The 16,126-nt window shown below is 60.2% G+C and carries 12 protein-coding genes; 10 read left to right on the forward strand and 2 right to left on the reverse strand.

Annotation, left to right across the window (positions count from 1 at the left end; translation table 11 throughout):
- Nucleotides 1-37 precede the first annotated feature (37 nt).
- Nucleotides 38-1,306: an MFS transporter gene (locus ABRZ26_RS03980; protein WP_319602969.1), complete on the reverse strand. Its 1,269-nt coding sequence runs from the start codon at nucleotides 1,304-1,306 to the stop codon at nucleotides 38-40.
- A gap of 191 nt (nucleotides 1,307-1,497) precedes the next feature.
- Here ABRZ26_RS03980 and ABRZ26_RS03985 point away from each other — a divergent pair, with 191 nt between their 5' ends.
- The 10 genes from ABRZ26_RS03985 (at nucleotide 1,498) to ABRZ26_RS04030 (ending at nucleotide 14,737) form a co-directional block, all read left to right on the forward strand.
- Nucleotides 1,498-2,460: a helix-turn-helix domain-containing protein gene (locus tag ABRZ26_RS03985; RefSeq protein WP_319602970.1), complete on the forward strand. Its 963-nt coding sequence runs from the start codon at nucleotides 1,498-1,500 to the stop codon at nucleotides 2,458-2,460.
- Between the two features lie 148 nt (nucleotides 2,461-2,608).
- Complete coding sequence (locus ABRZ26_RS03990; protein ID WP_319602971.1) at nucleotides 2,609-4,630, forward strand: TonB-dependent siderophore receptor; 2,022 nt, start codon at nucleotides 2,609-2,611, stop codon at nucleotides 4,628-4,630.
- A 212-nt stretch (nucleotides 4,631-4,842) separates the two neighbouring features.
- Nucleotides 4,843-6,300 (forward strand): NAD(P)-binding domain-containing protein, encoded by a 1,458-nt coding sequence (locus ABRZ26_RS03995; protein WP_319602972.1) that lies wholly within the window; start codon nucleotides 4,843-4,845, stop codon nucleotides 6,298-6,300.
- Nucleotides 6,301-6,311: 11 nt separating this feature from the next.
- Nucleotides 6,312-7,007, forward strand: a complete 696-nt coding sequence (locus tag ABRZ26_RS04000; protein ID WP_319602973.1) for an SDR family oxidoreductase — start codon at nucleotides 6,312-6,314, stop codon at nucleotides 7,005-7,007.
- Between the two features lie 193 nt (nucleotides 7,008-7,200).
- Nucleotides 7,201-8,244 carry a uroporphyrinogen decarboxylase family protein gene (locus tag ABRZ26_RS04005; protein ID WP_319602974.1) on the forward strand — a complete coding sequence of 348 codons (1,044 nt, stop codon included), beginning with the start codon at nucleotides 7,201-7,203 and terminating at the stop codon, nucleotides 8,242-8,244.
- 230 nt (nucleotides 8,245-8,474) lie between these two features.
- Nucleotides 8,475-10,109: a TIGR04028 family ABC transporter substrate-binding protein gene (locus ABRZ26_RS04010; RefSeq protein ID WP_319602975.1), complete on the forward strand. Its 1,635-nt coding sequence runs from the start codon at nucleotides 8,475-8,477 to the stop codon at nucleotides 10,107-10,109.
- A 53-nt stretch (nucleotides 10,110-10,162) separates the two neighbouring features.
- Nucleotides 10,163-11,107 (forward strand): ABC transporter permease, encoded by a 945-nt coding sequence (locus ABRZ26_RS04015; RefSeq protein WP_319602976.1) that lies wholly within the window; start codon nucleotides 10,163-10,165, stop codon nucleotides 11,105-11,107.
- A complete protein-coding gene (locus tag ABRZ26_RS04020; RefSeq protein ID WP_319602977.1) occupies nucleotides 11,104-11,964 on the forward strand; it encodes an ABC transporter permease in 861 nt (286 codons plus the stop codon). Before ABRZ26_RS04015 ends, ABRZ26_RS04020 begins: the two co-directional genes overlap by 4 nt.
- Nucleotides 11,961-13,622, forward strand: coding sequence for a dipeptide ABC transporter ATP-binding protein (locus tag ABRZ26_RS04025; RefSeq protein WP_319602978.1), 1,662 nt, complete (start codon nucleotides 11,961-11,963; stop codon nucleotides 13,620-13,622). Before ABRZ26_RS04020 ends, ABRZ26_RS04025 begins: the two co-directional genes overlap by 4 nt.
- Nucleotides 13,619-14,737, forward strand: a complete 1,119-nt coding sequence (locus tag ABRZ26_RS04030) for an alkylhydroperoxidase domain protein (RefSeq protein WP_319602979.1) — start codon at nucleotides 13,619-13,621, stop codon at nucleotides 14,735-14,737. The genes ABRZ26_RS04025 and ABRZ26_RS04030 overlap by 4 nt, the downstream gene beginning before the upstream one ends.
- Before the next feature lie 139 nt (nucleotides 14,738-14,876).
- Here the strand turns inward: ABRZ26_RS04030 and ABRZ26_RS04035 are convergent, their stop codons facing one another.
- Nucleotides 14,877-16,067 carry a MalY/PatB family protein gene (locus ABRZ26_RS04035; protein WP_319602980.1) on the reverse strand — a complete coding sequence of 397 codons (1,191 nt, stop codon included), beginning with the start codon at nucleotides 16,065-16,067 and terminating at the stop codon, nucleotides 14,877-14,879.
- Between the last annotated feature and the right edge of the window lie 59 nt (nucleotides 16,068-16,126).

Consider the following 16,126-nt stretch of genomic DNA (forward strand, 5'->3'; position numbering starts at 1 on the left):
TGACCGGCACCCCCAAGGTTATTATAATGAGAAACCATTATATACCCGCCGGAAAGTCTCGGCGTCGCATCGCGACGGCAAGCGTCATTAAAACGGTCAGACAGGCCGCAGCGAGAAAACAGGCGGCATAGCCAAACTGCTGAGCTATCATGCCGCCGACGCTCCCCGTCAGGATGGCGATACCGGCATCCGCACACTGAAACAACGTGAAATCCACGCCGGCCTGCAAAGAGGAAGATAAACGCATCAACACGGAATAAACGCAAACCAGCGCGCACGCGGTGACCATAAACTGCGCCACCGTCAACCCCATTAACAGACCCAGCGTTATATCAGACGGCGCGAGCCATAAGTTAAGCGCGACAAGCGACAGCATCACGCCTTGCAACGTATAAGCGATCCACAGCGCCCGCCACAGCCCCCAGTAGTGAATCAAGAGGCCGCCGCCCAGCGTTCCCGCCGCCCCAGCGGCGATACTGCCGCCTCCCAGCAGCCAGCCCAGAGAAGTCATACTCAGGCCGTGATCGAGCAGCAACGGCGCGGACAGCGGCATCACCACGCGCAATCCGGCATTGAGGCATACGATCAGCAGCAGGCCGAAGCGGGTGGCGTCGCGCGTCAGGGCATAACGCAAGCTGGGACGATGGCAAGCGTTATCGGGACGATCCGGTTCGCGCACACGCCAAAGCGGCGCGGTCAACGCCAGGATCATCAGCGCCAGCAGCATCGCGGCCGCCGGCCAGCCGTAACGCCCGGTCAGCAGCAAGAACACGCCGCCGCCCAGCATCATTCCCACGTAACTGCCGCCGACCTGCGCCACATTTCCCCAACCATATCCGCTGCCGGCCAGTTGATCCACGCAGAAACCGTCACAGGCGATATCAATGGTCGCCGCCACCAGCCCGGCCATCATAAACAGCGCAAAGAGCCAGATAATCTCCGTCGTCTGAAAAGGATGCGAACGATTCAAATAACCAGACAACGCGGCAAGCAGCAACAGTAATACCAGCGCGGTTTGTCCGCCGAGAATAAGCGAACGGGAACGGCGTCGCGCAAGCCCGATCGGCAAACGCCGGCGCTCGATTAACGGCGCCCAGATAAACTTTAGCGCCCACGGCAACATAAACAGCGTAGTGGCGCCGATTAACGTGAGGGAACCGCCAGTTGAACGCACCAATGCGGGAATGGATTGCATCGCCAGCGTCGAAACCAGCGTTTGCGCGACGTAAATGCCGACGATGGCAAACACGACGCCGCCAGTCGTTAACCTATTTTCTTTGAGATCGTGACGTTGTCCGACACGCATATTACCGGCTCCTTATTTCTTCTTCACGCTGAGCCATTCCTGGCGCACGCCGGTTTGCGACGCGGCGGCATGCCGGAAATAAACTCGACGCTGACATGGATGGGTGTTAATAATAATTATTCTCAACATCATCTCTACCCAATTTGGTTTGCTTTCTGCCCGCATTGGTGCGCGCTAAAGGAAATAACGTCATGCACAATTCGATAAACCTCCCTGTCGCGCCGGAAATATCGGTACGCAACCTATTGGCCGGGCCGCCAGAGCCGCAGATCACCACGGCAGCGGAATACGATCTATTGCGCTACCCGCTCCATGAAGGCATCGACATCTTGCTCTGGCGGGTGAATTTTTCACGTCCGCTCTCCATGAGGCTGCACGACGATTTGGGCAGAATCGACTTCTCCTGCGTACTTAAGGGAACATCACGCTATTTACTGAGCGACGCTCGCGCGGAAAGCGAATATCTGCTGCGACAGGGCAGTAATTGCATCAGTCATCTTCCTGATTGCCATGGAATATCTTCGTACATGGATAAATTCGAAAGCGTCAGTATTTCCTTTCAACCCGATGTACTGGCGAATTGGGTGCCGGAGATGGATCGCGCTTTGCGGCGGCAAATCGATACTCAGCGTTGTTGCCAGCGGCGTGCTTGCAATGCGGAAATGCAGGCCACAGCGCACATGTTGGCGGAAGCGCTGAACCGAATGCGATCCTCGCCCGCCGGCGACAACGCGCGCGCCCCGCTCTGGCTGCTGGGGCAAAGCATGGTGTTGCTCAGTTTGATCCTGGATGCACATCGCGAAAAAGAGCGAAATGACTGCCGATTGAGCCATTGCGACCGCCAGAAACTGATGCGGGCGAAAGATCTGTTGCTCGCCGACTTAGCCCAGGCGCCGACCATCGCCGAATTGGCGCGCGAAACCGGACTTAGCCTCTTAAAAATCAAGCGGGGTTTTCGATTACTGTTCAACAACAGCGTTTACGGCCTCTTCCAGGCCGAACGCATGCAGGAGGCCAAACGTCGCCTGTCTGCCGGCGATATACCGGTAATGATCGTGGCGGCCGATCTGGGCTACACCAACGCCAGCCATTTCACCGCCGCCTTTCAAAAACAATTCGGCGTCAACCCTTCCGCCTTTAAACGCCGTTTTTAAGCGCGTCATCCCCTGATGGAAACCGAAGCGGGTTGAAATAAACCCGTTTCGGGTAGCGGCTCACTTGCAAATAATTATCATTTAAAGCCCGGCTTAAGCCCCGTTTTCCGCGGGCTTTTCTTATTTCTCGCGCTTTCAGGGATATACCATGCAAATCAAACGACTCTATCCACTTGCTCTCGGCGGATTATTGATCGCCCCCTGGGCGCTGGCGCAAACGGCGTCCGATGGCGACGATATTCTGGTCGTCGCCGCCAGCAAGCAGTCGCCCTATTCCGCCTCGGCGCGGAATGTCTCTTCCACGGCGGCGACGGCCGCGGAATTAAAAGACGCCAACGTCACCGGCACCAGGAAACTCGGTCGAGTGCTGCCCGGCCTGAACGTGGAAAACAGCGGCACGCTGTTGTTTCCTATTATTACCTTGCGCGGCGTATCCTCGGCGCAGGACTTTTATAACCCGGCGGTAACGCTGTACGTGGACGGCATTCCGCAACTCGCCACCAATACCATACAGGCGTTGACCGATGTGCAGAATGTCGAAATGCTGCGCGGCCCGCAGGGTACGTTGTACGGCAAAAGCGCGCAAGGCGGGATCGTCAATATCGTCACCCAGCAACCCGATAGTACGCCTCGCGGCTATATCGAAGGCGGCATCGGCAGCCGGGATAGCTACCGCGGCAAGATCAATCTCAGCGGCCCGATTCAGGACGGCTTGTTGTACGGCGGCGTTACGCTGCTGCGGCAGGCGGACAACGGCGCGCTCATTAATCCGTCAACCGGCAGCGACGATTTAGGCGGCGCGCGCACCCGCGCAGGCAACGTTCGTCTGCGGCTCGCCCCGGACGGCCAGCCGTGGGAAGCGGGCGTCTCAGTGACGGAAGACTGTACGCGCGCCACGCAGGATAGCTACCTGTCGTTCAACGACGTGAAAGGACGTACGTTGAATATCGCCGACGGCATGCCCGACCCTTATTTGCGCCGCTGTACCCACAGTCAGGCGCTGAGCGGCAAATACGCCGCCGATAACTGGCTATTCAGCCTGGTTGGCGCCTGGCAACAGCAAAACTATGACCGGACGTTTCCCAACGGCACGCTCATCGCCAATATGCCGGAGCGCTGGAATCAAGATGTGCAGGAACTCAGGGCCGCTACGCAAGGCGACGAACGCGCCGTAGACATGGTGTTCGGTCTCTACCGCCAGAATACCCGGCAGAAAATCGACCTGGCATACGACATGCCGACCACGAACTATATGCGGACCCATTCCTACACGGCATCCGAAACGCTGGCGGCGTACGGCGATTTGACCTGGCATATGACCGAGCGCGTCGATCTGGGCGGCGGACTGCGCGTTTCCCACGACAAATCCAGCACCCGATACCACGGCGTGGTGATGGGTTCCGCCTTCGGCGACGGCAATGACGCAGATGACGACCGGGTACTGGGGCAGATCTCCGCCGGTTATCTGCTGGCCGACAGCTGGCGCGTCTATACCCGCATCGCGCAGGGCTATAAGCCGACAGGCTTCAATATCATTCCAACGGCCAAGCTGGCGGCGCAGCCCTATGCGGCGGAAAAATCCATCAACTATGAGCTCGGATCCCGCTATGAAACGGGCGACCTTCAGCTACAAGGCGCGGTGTTTTATACGCGTACCCGGAATATGCAACTCTATTCCGGCGCTATAGGTATGCAGACGATCGACAACGCCGGCAGCGCCGATGCCGGCGGCATCGAACTGAGCGCCAAATGGCGGTTTATTCCGGGATGGTCATGGGATATCGACGGCAACTTGATTCGCTCCGAATTCACCGGCGATAGCGAACTCTATCAGGATAAGAAAGTGCCGTTCGTACCGCGTTACGGCGCGGGAACCAGCATCAACGGCATTATCGATACCCAATACGGCGCGCTGATGCCACGCCTCGCCGTCAAGCTGACCGGGCCGCATTACTTCGACGGCGATAATCTTCTGCGTCAAGGCGCCTACGCCACCACGGATTTGCGGCTGGGTTGGCAGGCCACCGATCGGCTGAACATCGCCATGTATGTCGATAACCTCTTCGATCGCCGTTATCGCACCTACGCCTACGCCAGCGGCGGCACGGGCTTTGCGCAGGTGAATGAAGGCCGCACCGTCGGCGTGGACGTACGCGTCGATCTATTCTGACAGGCGAAAACAGGGAGTGATTAAATCTTCGCTCAATGGGTTGGTCGGTTTATAAACGGCCGTGCAAACGCGCGCCGATGTCGCCGACCTGACGTCCGGCCGTTTATGTTGAGAACACAATATAGTAGCGAAAAATGTTATTAGCCTGCCTGTCATCACGATGTTATTACTCAGAAATAGGAGTACGAACTCATTGATACAGGAGAAATACCATGTCACACGCAGAAGACGGCGCCATCGGATTACCCGTGCTCGAAGCCCGACTAAAACAAGATCTTGAATGGCTGGAGCAACCGGGGAAACGCTGGCTGCCGGCGAAGGAACACGCCGGAAAGCCGGTAAAGGATGTGGTGATTATCGGCGCCGGGATGTCGGGGCTGGCCGCGGCATTCGCATTGCGGCTGCAAGGCATTGATGCGGTGCTGTACGACAAAGCGCCGGAAGATTACGAAGGGCCGTGGGCGACCACCGCCCGCATGGAAACGCTGCGTTCACCCAAACATTTGACCGGGCCGGCGCTGGATCTGCCGGCGCTGACGTTCCGCGCCTGGTATGAAGCGCAATTCGGCCTGCGCGCCTGGAATGAACTGGACAAAATTCCGCGTCTGCAATGGGCGGACTACCTGCGCTGGTATCGCCGCGTGCTGGCGTTGGACGTGCGCAATGAGCATACGCTGACGGACCTGAACCTGCAAAACGGCCGCCTGGTTGAACTCACCTTGCAACATCAGGGACAGCAGGATACGGTCGCCGCGCGCAAAGTCATTCTGGCCACCGGCATGGATGCGTTCGGCGGCCCGTCGATCCCTGATTTTGTCGCTGAGTTGCCCAAACGTTATTGGGCGCATTCGGAGGAACCCATCGATTTCGCCGCGCTGGCCGGACGCCGGGTTGCGGTGGTCGGCGGCAGCGCGACAGCCATGGACGTCTCCGCCACCGCGTTGGAAGCGGGCGCCGCCGGCGTGGAGATATTGATTCGCCGTCCCGACTTTCCGCGCTACAACCGTTCAAAAGCGTTGGGCAATCCCGGCCTGGAAAACGGCTACTTCAACCTGCCGGATGCCTGGAAGTGGCGGGTAGCGCACGCTATCGCCAGTGAGCAGATCGCGCCGCCGCACGGCAGCACGCTGCGCGTGTCGCGCCATCCCAACGCCTGGTTCAATTTCAACTCGCCGGTACAACGCGTCGAGCCGCAAGGCGACGGGATCGTGGTTCACACGCCGCAAGGCGAAGTGCCGGCGGATTTTCTCATCCTGGCGACGGGCTACCGGCTGGACTGGGGCGCGCGTCCCGAATTCCACTCATTAGTCGGTCAGATAAAAACCTGGCGGGATGTCTGGCAGCCGCCGGCCGATCAGCAAAACGAGCAATTGGCCGGCTATCCCTATTTAAGCGCCGACCTCGCCTTTCAGCCGAAGCATGCCGATGCGCCGCCGGCGCTGACGCGCCTGCACTGCTTCAGTTATCCGGCCCACTTGAGCCACGGGCATGTGGTCGGGCTGATCCCCGGCATCAGCCGCGGCGCTCAGATACTGGCGCGGGAGATTGCCGGACAACTGTACGCTGAAGATAGCGAATACCATTATCAGGCCATCCTCGACTACAACGATCCCGAACTGCTTGGCGATGAATGGCAGCCCGCCATTCCCTATGCCTGGCGCCAACGCTGACGGAGGGTAGGATGGCGAAAGAGCAAGGCCGGCGGCCGATCGCCCTGGTCACCGGCGGCACCAGCGGCATCGGGCTGGCGATCGTCGGCGATCTGGCGCGCGATCATCAGGTTTACGCAATAGGCCGCCGCCGGGCGGAAACGGCGCCGCTGGCCGGCCACCCGAACGTAATTTCGGTCAGTCTGGATTTACGCGACGGCGCGGCGGTCGCCGCCTGGGTCGCCACCCTGCCCCGGCTGGATACGCTGGTGCATTCCGCCGCCGTTGCACGACCATTTTCCGTCGCGACGGCCACGCCGGAGATCTGGCGCCAGCATTTCGATATCAATCTGTTCGGCCCGGCCGAGCTGACGCGCCTGACCCTGCCCGCGCTGCGCGCCAGTCAGGGGCGCATCATCTTTATCAACTCCGGTTCCGGCACGCGCCCGCAGGCCGGAAACAGCGTCTATTCCGCCAGCAAATTCGCGCTGCATGCGCTGGCGGAAGCGCTGCGCAACGAGGAGCGCGCCCATGGGGTCAGGGTCGCGACCCTGTATCCGGGGCCGACGGACACGCCGATGAACCGCCCCGAAGACGGCGACGATCCGCTGGCGCGAAGTTCGCCGCATTCCGTCGCCAGAGCGGTGCGTCTGGTTATCGATACCGATGAAGATTCGCAAATCACCGAAATCGTGGTGCGCCCGCGCCGCGATCCGGCTGGTCGTTAAATCAAAAGGGGCGACGCCCGGCCGTTGCCCCTGATCACACCGATGTGTTGCGGTTCGATCCGTTCGTCAACATTTGGTTATCTCGTTGATTGAAATCGCATAACCTAACCTGTTTTTATTATTTCCGCCTCGCAAACGGTACGCCGACAATTATGGTCATCCCAACAGGCGCTTAACAGAAAGGAGCCCACAGATGACCGCAGCATCACGCATCAAAGCCCTGCTGGCGGGAGAACGATTGGCGCGCCCCGCCATATCCGGCTGGCGGCATCTGCCGCTGGTCGATCGCGACCCCGCCGCGTTTATCCGCAAAACAATTTCCCTTACCGACGAAAACCGCTGGGATTTCATCAAGGTGATGTCGAACGGCCACTATCTGGCCGAGGCTTACGGCGCCGATATCCTTTTCCCCGACGACCCCACCCAGTGGTCCGGCGTATTTCGCCGCTATCCGATAGCGCACGCCGACGACCTGGCGACGCTGCCGGTGCTGGATCGGCATAACCCGGTATTGGCGCGGGAAGTCGAGATCGTCCGTGGTCTGGCCCGACACTATCAGGGCAGCGTTCCGCTGCTGCCCACCCTGTTCACGCCGCTGACCTGGATACAGGAAATGACGCAATCCACGCAACCTGGCCCCACCCTGGCGTTTATCCGCCGCCACCCGGCAGCCTTGCGCCGGGCGCTGGACGCCTTGCTGCAAACCAACCTGAACTTTCTTGACGCGCTGTTGCAAGTCGGCATCGACGGTGTTTTTCTCGCCACCCAGTACGCCCGCGCCGATCTGCTGTCCGAGGCGGAATACCAGACGTTCTGCCGCCCCTACGACGAAGCCATCCTTAAGCATATCAAGGGCAAAACCTGGTTCAACATCCTGCATATCCACGGCGAAAGCCAGCTGTTGTTCGAGCCGTGCCTCGACTACGACCTTCAGGCGTTCAACTGGGAGAATGTGCCGGAATCCGTGGAGCCTGCCGGGCGCGTCGGCGTGGCGCAGATACGCGCCTTGACCGATAAAATCCTGATCGCCGGCATCGATCAACATCGGGATTTTCATTACGGCAACGGCGCGCGGCCGGCCGTCAAAGCGCGTTTGCAGCAGCGCCTGCGCCAGATCCGCGCAGAGAGCGGCGATCGCGGTTTCATTTTCGCGCCCGGTTGCGCACTGCCGCTTGACGTAGACGACAGTCTGTTCACTCTGCTCGCCGAAATCGGCCGGGAGCAGGAGGCGCGCTGAAATATCGCGCCCGCGCTTCCGCCGGCAGGCATCGTATTGCCAGCGCCGGCGCGGGCGCCCTGTTTTCTAACAAAAATTTCGCATAATCAATATCACTATTGTTCTTTGCTGTTTACGTTCTCCTGTGAAAATATCACCGATAGGTTTTGGACGGCTAGCCGTCCGCCTGATTACGCCTTTCATATGCTGACCGCATGATTCGCCAACAATAACGACAGGAAAAAATACCGATGCTGATTTCTTATCCCAGGCAGACGATACGCACCCTGGTCTCACTGGCATTACTGGGACTCAGCGGCGCCGCGCTTGCCGCCGACGGTACGCCGAAAACCGGCGGTACATTGATTTATCTTGAACAACAGGCTCACACCAATCTTTATCCGCCCGCCGGGGGATTCTATCCCAACGGGGGGATCCTGAACCAAATCACCGACAAGCTGACATGGCAGAATCCCGAGACGCTACAGATAGAGCCCTGGATTGCGCAATCCTGGACCGTCAACGACGATAACACCGAATACACCTTCAAAATTCGTCCCGGCGTCACCTTCTCCGACGGTACGCCGCTGGACGCCAATGCGGTGGCGAAAAACTTCGATACCTACGGACTCGGCAATAAAACGCTTAACCATCCGATTTCGGAAGTCATCAATAACTACCTGAAAAGCGAGGTTATCGATCCGCTGACGGTCAAGTTTTACTTTAAAAAACCGTCGCCCGGCTTCCTGCAAGGCACGTCCGCCATCGGCTCCGGACTGGTCTCGCTCAGTACGCTGGAACACAACTTCAATCAGCTTGGCAACGGGCGCAACATTATCGGCTCCGGCCCGTTCGTGGTGGCCAGCGACCGCCCGGGCCGCGAAGTCAAACTGACGGCGCGCAAAGATTACAACTGGGCGCCGCCGAGTTTCGCCCATCAGGGACGTCCCTATCTGGACGGCATCAATATCCTGGTGACGCCGGAAGACAGCGTGCGCATCGGCGCGTTGCTTTCCGGTCAGGCCGACGCCATTCGCCAAATCCAGGCTTATGATGAGAAACGCGTGCAGGATCAGGGATTCCCGGTTTACGCGTCCGCCACGCGCGGCGTCAACAACAGCATCAACTTCCGCCCGGATAACCCGCTGGTCGCCGACCTGAAGGTTCGTCAGGCGTTGCTGCACGCCACCAACGCCAAAGAGATTGTGCAAACCCTGTTCTCGGACAACTATCCGCAGGCCACCTCCGTGCTGGCGAAAACGGCGGCGGGCTATGTGGATTTATCCGACAAACTGGCTTTCGATCCGGAAAAATCCGCGCGTCTGCTGGATGAAGCCGGCTGGAAAACCGGCGCGCAGGGCGTACGGCAAAAGGACGGACAAACATTAACGCTGACCGCCTATGAATCCCCGCCGCAGCCGCAAAACAAGGAAACCCTGCAACTGGTGGCGCAGCAGTGGGCGAAACTCGGCGTCAAGCTGAATATTCAGGCCGGCGACGCGGGCAGCAAGACCGTGGACAACCTCGATCCGGCCAAAACCGGCGTCTATCCCACGATGGTGGGGCGCGCCGATCCGGACGTGCTGAAAAGTCAGTATTACCCGACGCTGCGCAACGTTCTGCTGCAAAAAGGCGGCGCCAGCGACAAGGTGAAAAACTTTGAAGATACCCGGCTAAACGCCCTGCTGGACAATATCGCTTCCGAAACCGATCGGGAAAAACGCCTGGCGCTGGTCGGCGACGTACAGCGTTATCTGATCGATCAGGCCTATGTGATCCCTATCTTTGAAGAGCCTCAGGTCTATGCCGGCGCGCCCACGACAAAAGGCATCGGTTTCGAGGCCGTCGGCCGCCCCAGCTTCTATAACACCTGGTTGGACAAATAATCGAATCCCCTTGTCTCGCGGCGGCAAGGGGGCGAGATAAAAGAGGAACGATCATGAACAGATATCTGACGGTGCGTTTGGGTCAGGCGCTGATTGTACTGTGGGCCGCCTTTACGCTCTCCTTCATTCTGTTGCAGGCATTGCCCGGCGACTCGGTGCTGATCAAATTCCAGAACCCGGAATTGGGTCTCAGCGCGGACCAGATCGCGCAGTTGCGTCTGGCCTACGGCAGCGATGTTCCGGTGCTGACGCAGTACTTTCACGCCATCAACAGCCTGCTGCACGGCGATTTCGGCATTTCTCTCCAGTCCGGCGTGCCGGTAGGGGAATTATTGGCGGAAAATGTGCCGTCCACGCTGCTGCTGGCGTCCCTGGGGCTGCTCGCGGCCATCCTATTGGCCTTCCTGATTGCCGGACTCAGTTTTCTCAGTCCGTTTCAACGCCTGCGCGCGACGCTGCAATCGCTGCCGTCGCTGTTTATTTCCGTTCCGACATTCTGGCTCGGTATCGTGCTGATTCAGGTCTTTTCCTTCAAGCTGGGACTGATTCCGGTCATCAATCCCGGCGAATGGGAAGGCTTGATTCTGCCGACGCTGACGCTGGCCTTGCCGATTTCCGCGCCGCTGGCGCAGATCCTGATGCGCAGCATCGAGCACGTGCAAACGCAGCCGTTCGTCGCCGTGGCGCGCGCCAAAGGCGCCAGCCGCCTCGGCGTGCTATGGCGACATGTGATCGGCAACGCGCTGCTGCCGACCATTACCGTCGCCGGTCTGCTGCTGGGAGAACTGCTCGCCGGCGCGCTCGTCACGGAAACCGTCTTCGGTCGCAGCGGCCTGGGGCAACTCACCCAGGAAGCGGTCAATACCCAGGACAGCAGCGTCTTGCAGGCGATCGTGGTGATTTCCGCCGCCGCGTTCGTCATCATCAATCTGCTGATTGATCTGTTGTATCCCCTGCTTGACCCGCGGCTGAAAAACACCACAGGAGCCGTATCATGACGATGGTTCATCAGGGAAAAATCGCTTTCCCGCTACGACAAAAATATCCCGGCCTTTTCCGCTATCGCCTGCAACCGGGGCTGATCGCCGCCTGGCTGGTGCTGCTCACCGTCGTCCTGTGGGCGCTCTTTCCGGGCTGGTTTACCGCGTATAGCCCGATAGACGGCGTCGCGGGCGCGCAGCGCCTGCCGCCGGGCGGAGAATACAGTCTGGGGACCGATCAACTGGGGCGCGACCTCTATACCCGTATTGTCTATGGTTCCGTACACTCGCTGTCCGGCGCGGCGATCGCCGTCGGGCTGGGATTGGTGCTGGGTACCCTGCTCGGTCTGCTGGCCGGCGCGGTCGGCGGCTGGGCGGATAGCGTGATCATGCGCTTCATCGATATCCTGCTCGCGATCCCCAGCCTGCTGCTGGCGCTGAGCATCATCATTCTGCTGGGATTCGGGACGATCAATGCCGCCATTGCCGTCGGCATCACCTCCATCGCCAGCTTCACCCGACTGGTCAGGGCCGAGACCCTGCGCGTGCGGCGCAGCGACTACGTCGAAGCGGCTTACGGCAGCGGCGGTTCGTTCTTCAGCGTGCTGCGGCGGCATATTTTGCCGAACACCTTGCATACCGTGTTCGCCTTCGCCGCCTTGCAGTTCGGCAGCGCTATTCTGGCGATTTCCACCTTAAGTTTTCTGGGTTACGGCGCGCCGCCGCCTACCCCTGAATGGGGCTTGCTGATCGCCGAAGGGCGCAACTATCTCTCGACCGCCTGGTGGCTGACCACCTTCCCCGGCCTGGTCGTCGTTCTGGTGGTGCTGTCCGCCAACCGCATCAGCCAATCACTGCGCAAGGAACCGTCATGAGTCTATCGATAAGTCTGCAACAAGCCGGCATCGCGCCGCCGGTGCTGGAATTAGCCGACGTGACCATCGGCTACCGCGCGCGCGGCGCGGAGCGCACGGTGGTGGAAGGCGTTTCTTTTCACATCAATCCCGGCGAGGTGGTGGCGCTGGTCGGCGAATCCGGCTCGGGAAAAACCACCACCGCGCAGGCGGTGATCGGGCTTCTGGCCGAGAACGGCCGCCTGATACGCGGCGCAATCCGCCTTAACGGCACCGACATCAGCCGCTGGTCGCAAAAGCAGTTGGACGGCATTCGCGGCGCCCGCATCAGTTTGATCCCGCAGGATCCGACCAGTTCGCTCAATCCGGTCAAAACCATCGGCGAACAGGTGGATGAAATTCTGCGTTTACATCAGCGCGCCTCAAAACGCGTCATACGGGAAAAGACGCTGTCCCTGCTGGCGCGCGTCGGGTTAACGCGGCCGGAACTGCGGGTAAAACAGTATCCGCACGAACTGTCCGGCGGCATGAAGCAGCGGGTGCTGATCGCCATCGCCATCGCGCTGAAACCGGCGCTGATTATCGCCGACGAGCCGACCAGCGCGCTGGACGTCACGGTACAAAAACGCGTCCTCGATCTGCTGGATGAGCTGCGGCGGGAAAACGGCACGGCGGTGCTGTTCGTGACCCATGATTTGGGCGTAGCGGCGGAACGCGCCGATCGTCTGCTGGTTTTCCAGAAGGGCTACATTCAGGAGCAAGGCCCGACGCATGAGGTTCTCAATGCGCCGCGCAGCCAATATGCGCGGGCGCTGCTGGCCGATGTGCCGTCGCTCAATCGGTCGCCGCGCCCTTCCCGCGCGGGAACCGGCGAGGCGGCGATCCGCGTCGAGAATCTGGTGCAGGAGTACCGGCTGGCGGGACGGCATGCCGCGCCTTTCCGCGCCGTCGACGACCTGTCGTTCACCGTGGAACGCGGCACCACGCACGCCATCGTCGGCGAATCCGGTTCGGGGAAAACCACCACGGCGCGCAGCCTGCTTGGTTTTCATCGCCCGACCGCCGGCCGCATTCTGATCGGCGATACGGACATCACCCGCCTGAAAGGCGAAGCGCTGCGCCAGTTCCGGCAAAAAATTCAGTTGGTTTACCAGAACCCGTACAGCTCGCTCGACCCTTCGCAGAGCCTGTTCGATATCGTCGAAGAGCCGTTACGCAATTTTAATCGCTATAGCCGGGCGCAGCGCAGCGGCAAAGTCCACGAGATATTCGAACGGGTCGCGCTGCCGAATACGCTGCTGGGCAGAAAACCGCACGAACTCTCCGGCGGACAGCGTCAGCGGGTCGCCATTGCGCGCGCGTTGGTGCTGGAGCCGCAGGTGCTGGTGCTGGATGAAGCCGTATCGGCGCTGGATGTCACCGTTCAGGCGCAAATTCTGCGCCTGCTGGAGGAACTTCAGCGCTCGCTCGGCTTGACCTACGTATTTATTTCCCACGATCTGGCCGTCGTACGCCAAATCGCCGATACCGTGACCGTATTGCATCACGGCAAACAGGTGGAGTCCGGGCCGGTTGAGCACATCTTCACGCATGCGGCCCACAGCTATACGCGCGAACTGATTGAGGCCATTCCCGGCCGGTTGCCACCGCCATCATTTACGTTACAGGAGACTGTATGACCCGTTATGACCATGACATTCTGAACACGCTGGCGGAAATTTCCCCGGACAGCGAGCTGGCGCAGGCGCGCCTCACTCGCGATGCCGCCACCCAATACACGGAAGGCAGCTATCGGGCGCTGTTCGCCGATGTCGACGAGAACGCGACGCTGTCGCCGTCGCTGCGTTTATGGTTGGCGGAGAACATCAGCGCCTGGCATCAGGACAGCCTGCTGCAACAGTTCTACGCCCAACAGAGAAAAGGCCGGCCCGAGCCGCCGCAAACGCCGGCAATCACGGCGGCGTTGCGGCACGCCGAGCGCCTGACGCGCGAACCGATCGCCAGCGGCCCCGATGATTTACAGGCGCTGCTCTCGGTCGGATGGACGCCCGACGACATTGTTACCTTGTCACAAATAGCCGCCTTCGTCAGTTTTCAAAGCCGATTGCTCCGCAGCTATCGGCTGCTGGCGGGACACGATGTCGATACGCCGCCGCCGCGGGACGCCACGGCCGGACGCTGGCATACGCAGTCGCACACGCGCAGCGGCCGACGCGCGCCGCAGGCGTTCACGCAGGAAGAGCTCGACTGGGAGCCCTGGATAGCGGCCAAAGCGCTCAATGAATTTAACGCTGATGAACAGGCGATCCTTAAGCGTTTCGGCCACACCGACTCCGACTATTTCCGTCTGCTGGGCCGCAATCTGCCGGTGCTGGAACAGCGCACGCTGACGGATAAAGGGATTTTTTATACTTCCGGCGGCCTGCCGCGCGCGGAACGCGAACTGGCGGCGGCGGTCGCCAGCAAGGTCAACGGTTGCATTTACTGCGCGTCGGTTCATGCGCGCAAGGCCGGTCAGCTATCCAAACAGCCCGATGCGCTGCAACATCTGCTGGATGTGCCGCCGGGCGGCGATCTGGCGCAGGATCAGCCCGCGCGCTGGCAGGCGATCATCACTTTCGCCGCCAGACTTTCCGCCACGCCGGCGCAGCTCGACGCGCAAGATCTGAAACGCCTGCGCGAACATGGGCTGAATACGCTGGAAATTCTGGATTTGGCGCAGTCGGCGGCGTTCTTTGCCTGGGCCAACCGACTGATGCTGACGCTGGGAGAACCCTTCTGGCCTGAAGCGTAAGGGGGAACGTTTGCCGTTCTATTGCCCGCTTCCCGGTTTTAATCGTCATCCGACGTCGTGCAGCCGGATGACAGGGACGGCCCAGCGGCGACCGAAACCGCCGCAGAGCCCGCATAAAAACAGAAGCGTAGTAATTCTATCAACCAAAGCTGCGCTGCAACCGACCGATCGCCTCGGCCAGTTGCCGGCGCGGCAAGGCAAAATTCAAGCGCATAAAACCGGCCCCCGCCGCGCCGAAGTGCAGGCCGCTCTCCAGCAATAATCCCGCGTCATGCCGCAATCGCTGCTCCAGCGCCGGTTGAGAGAGTCCGGTTTTTCTGAAATCCAGCCAGGCGAGATGGCTGCCCTGCGTGTCGAACATATCGATATGGGCAATCCGGTCTACCCCTGCGCGCAACAGCGCATGGTTATGCTTTAAATAGTCGATCAGGGCATCCAGCCACTCCGCCGCATGGCGATAAGCCGCATCCGCCGCGTAAAGCGCGAACAGGTTGGGTTTATGTATGCTGAGTTGACGAAAAGCCGCGCTGATTTTTTCCCTGATCGCCGCATTGCGGATAACCAGGTTGCCGATTTGTATGCCTTCGATATTGAAGGTTTTTCCCGGCGAGGTGAAGGTCACGGTGAAATCGGCGACTTGATCGTCGAGAGCGGCCACCGGCGTGTAGGGAACATCGCCGATGATCAGATCATGATGCACATCGTCCGACAGCAGCAGCAAATGATGCCGCCGGCAGAACCGAGCGATTTCCCGCAGTTCATCCGCCCGCCAGACCTTGCCGATGGGATTATGCGGGTTACACAAAATCAGGAGGCGGGTTTTATCGGTGAGCTGGCGCTCAAGCCGGGAAATATCCAGCCAGTAACCGCTATCGCCCGTCTCCAGAATCACTTCGCGGGTATGCCGCCCGGTCTGGTCGATGACGCGGGCAAAGGCGCCGAACCCCGGCGAGAGGATCACGATATCGTCCTGCGGTTCGGTCAAGGCGCGCACCGCCACATCCATCGCGGTTTCCACCGAATTAACCGGCACCACCCACTCCGGTTGAATGCGCCAGCCGTGTCTCGACGCCAGCCAGTTTCGCAGCGGTTCGATAAGCAGACCGTCGTAGTCGGTATAGCCGAAAACGCCGTGCTCGAGCACATCATGCAGCGCTTGCAAGACCGCCGGCGGCGCGGCGAAATCCATATCGGCGATCCATAACGGGATCGCCGGCTCCCCGGCCGCATTGACCCGGTTTGCCGCCGCGCGCCATTTGGTGGAATTTCTGTTACGCCGGTCAATGATGCGATCGAAGTCATAATGCACGGTTTCGCCCTCCTCAATCATCGCGTTTCACGGCGGGAATAAGCGCCGGCCCTGCGCTGGCCTTATCAATCCCGCCGCGG

Source organism: Brenneria sp. L4-2C (genome assembly GCF_040240335.1).
GTDB lineage: Bacteria > Pseudomonadota > Gammaproteobacteria > Enterobacterales > Enterobacteriaceae > Brenneria.

Coding starts and splice junctions, on each gene's coding strand:
- ABRZ26_RS03990 (WP_319602971.1), top strand. CDS start 2,609: ATGCAAATCAAACGACTCTATCCACTTGCTCTCGGCGGATTATTGATC.
- ABRZ26_RS04015 (WP_319602976.1), top strand. CDS start 10,163: ATGAACAGATATCTGACGGTGCGTTTGGGTCAGGCGCTGATTGTACTG.
- ABRZ26_RS04005 (WP_319602974.1), top strand. CDS start 7,201: ATGACCGCAGCATCACGCATCAAAGCCCTGCTGGCGGGAGAACGATTG.
- ABRZ26_RS04000 (WP_319602973.1), top strand. CDS start 6,312: ATGGCGAAAGAGCAAGGCCGGCGGCCGATCGCCCTGGTCACCGGCGGC.
- ABRZ26_RS03980 (WP_319602969.1), bottom strand. CDS start 1,306: ATGCGTGTCGGACAACGTCACGATCTCAAAGAAAATAGGTTAACGACT.
- ABRZ26_RS04020 (WP_319602977.1), top strand. CDS start 11,104: ATGACGATGGTTCATCAGGGAAAAATCGCTTTCCCGCTACGACAAAAA.
- ABRZ26_RS04010 (WP_319602975.1), top strand. CDS start 8,475: ATGCTGATTTCTTATCCCAGGCAGACGATACGCACCCTGGTCTCACTG.
- ABRZ26_RS04025 (WP_319602978.1), top strand. CDS start 11,961: ATGAGTCTATCGATAAGTCTGCAACAAGCCGGCATCGCGCCGCCGGTG.
- ABRZ26_RS03985 (WP_319602970.1), top strand. CDS start 1,498: ATGCACAATTCGATAAACCTCCCTGTCGCGCCGGAAATATCGGTACGC.
- ABRZ26_RS04035 (WP_319602980.1), bottom strand. CDS start 16,067: ATGATTGAGGAGGGCGAAACCGTGCATTATGACTTCGATCGCATCATT.
- ABRZ26_RS04030 (WP_319602979.1), top strand. CDS start 13,619: ATGACCCGTTATGACCATGACATTCTGAACACGCTGGCGGAAATTTCC.
- ABRZ26_RS03995 (WP_319602972.1), top strand. CDS start 4,843: ATGTCACACGCAGAAGACGGCGCCATCGGATTACCCGTGCTCGAAGCC.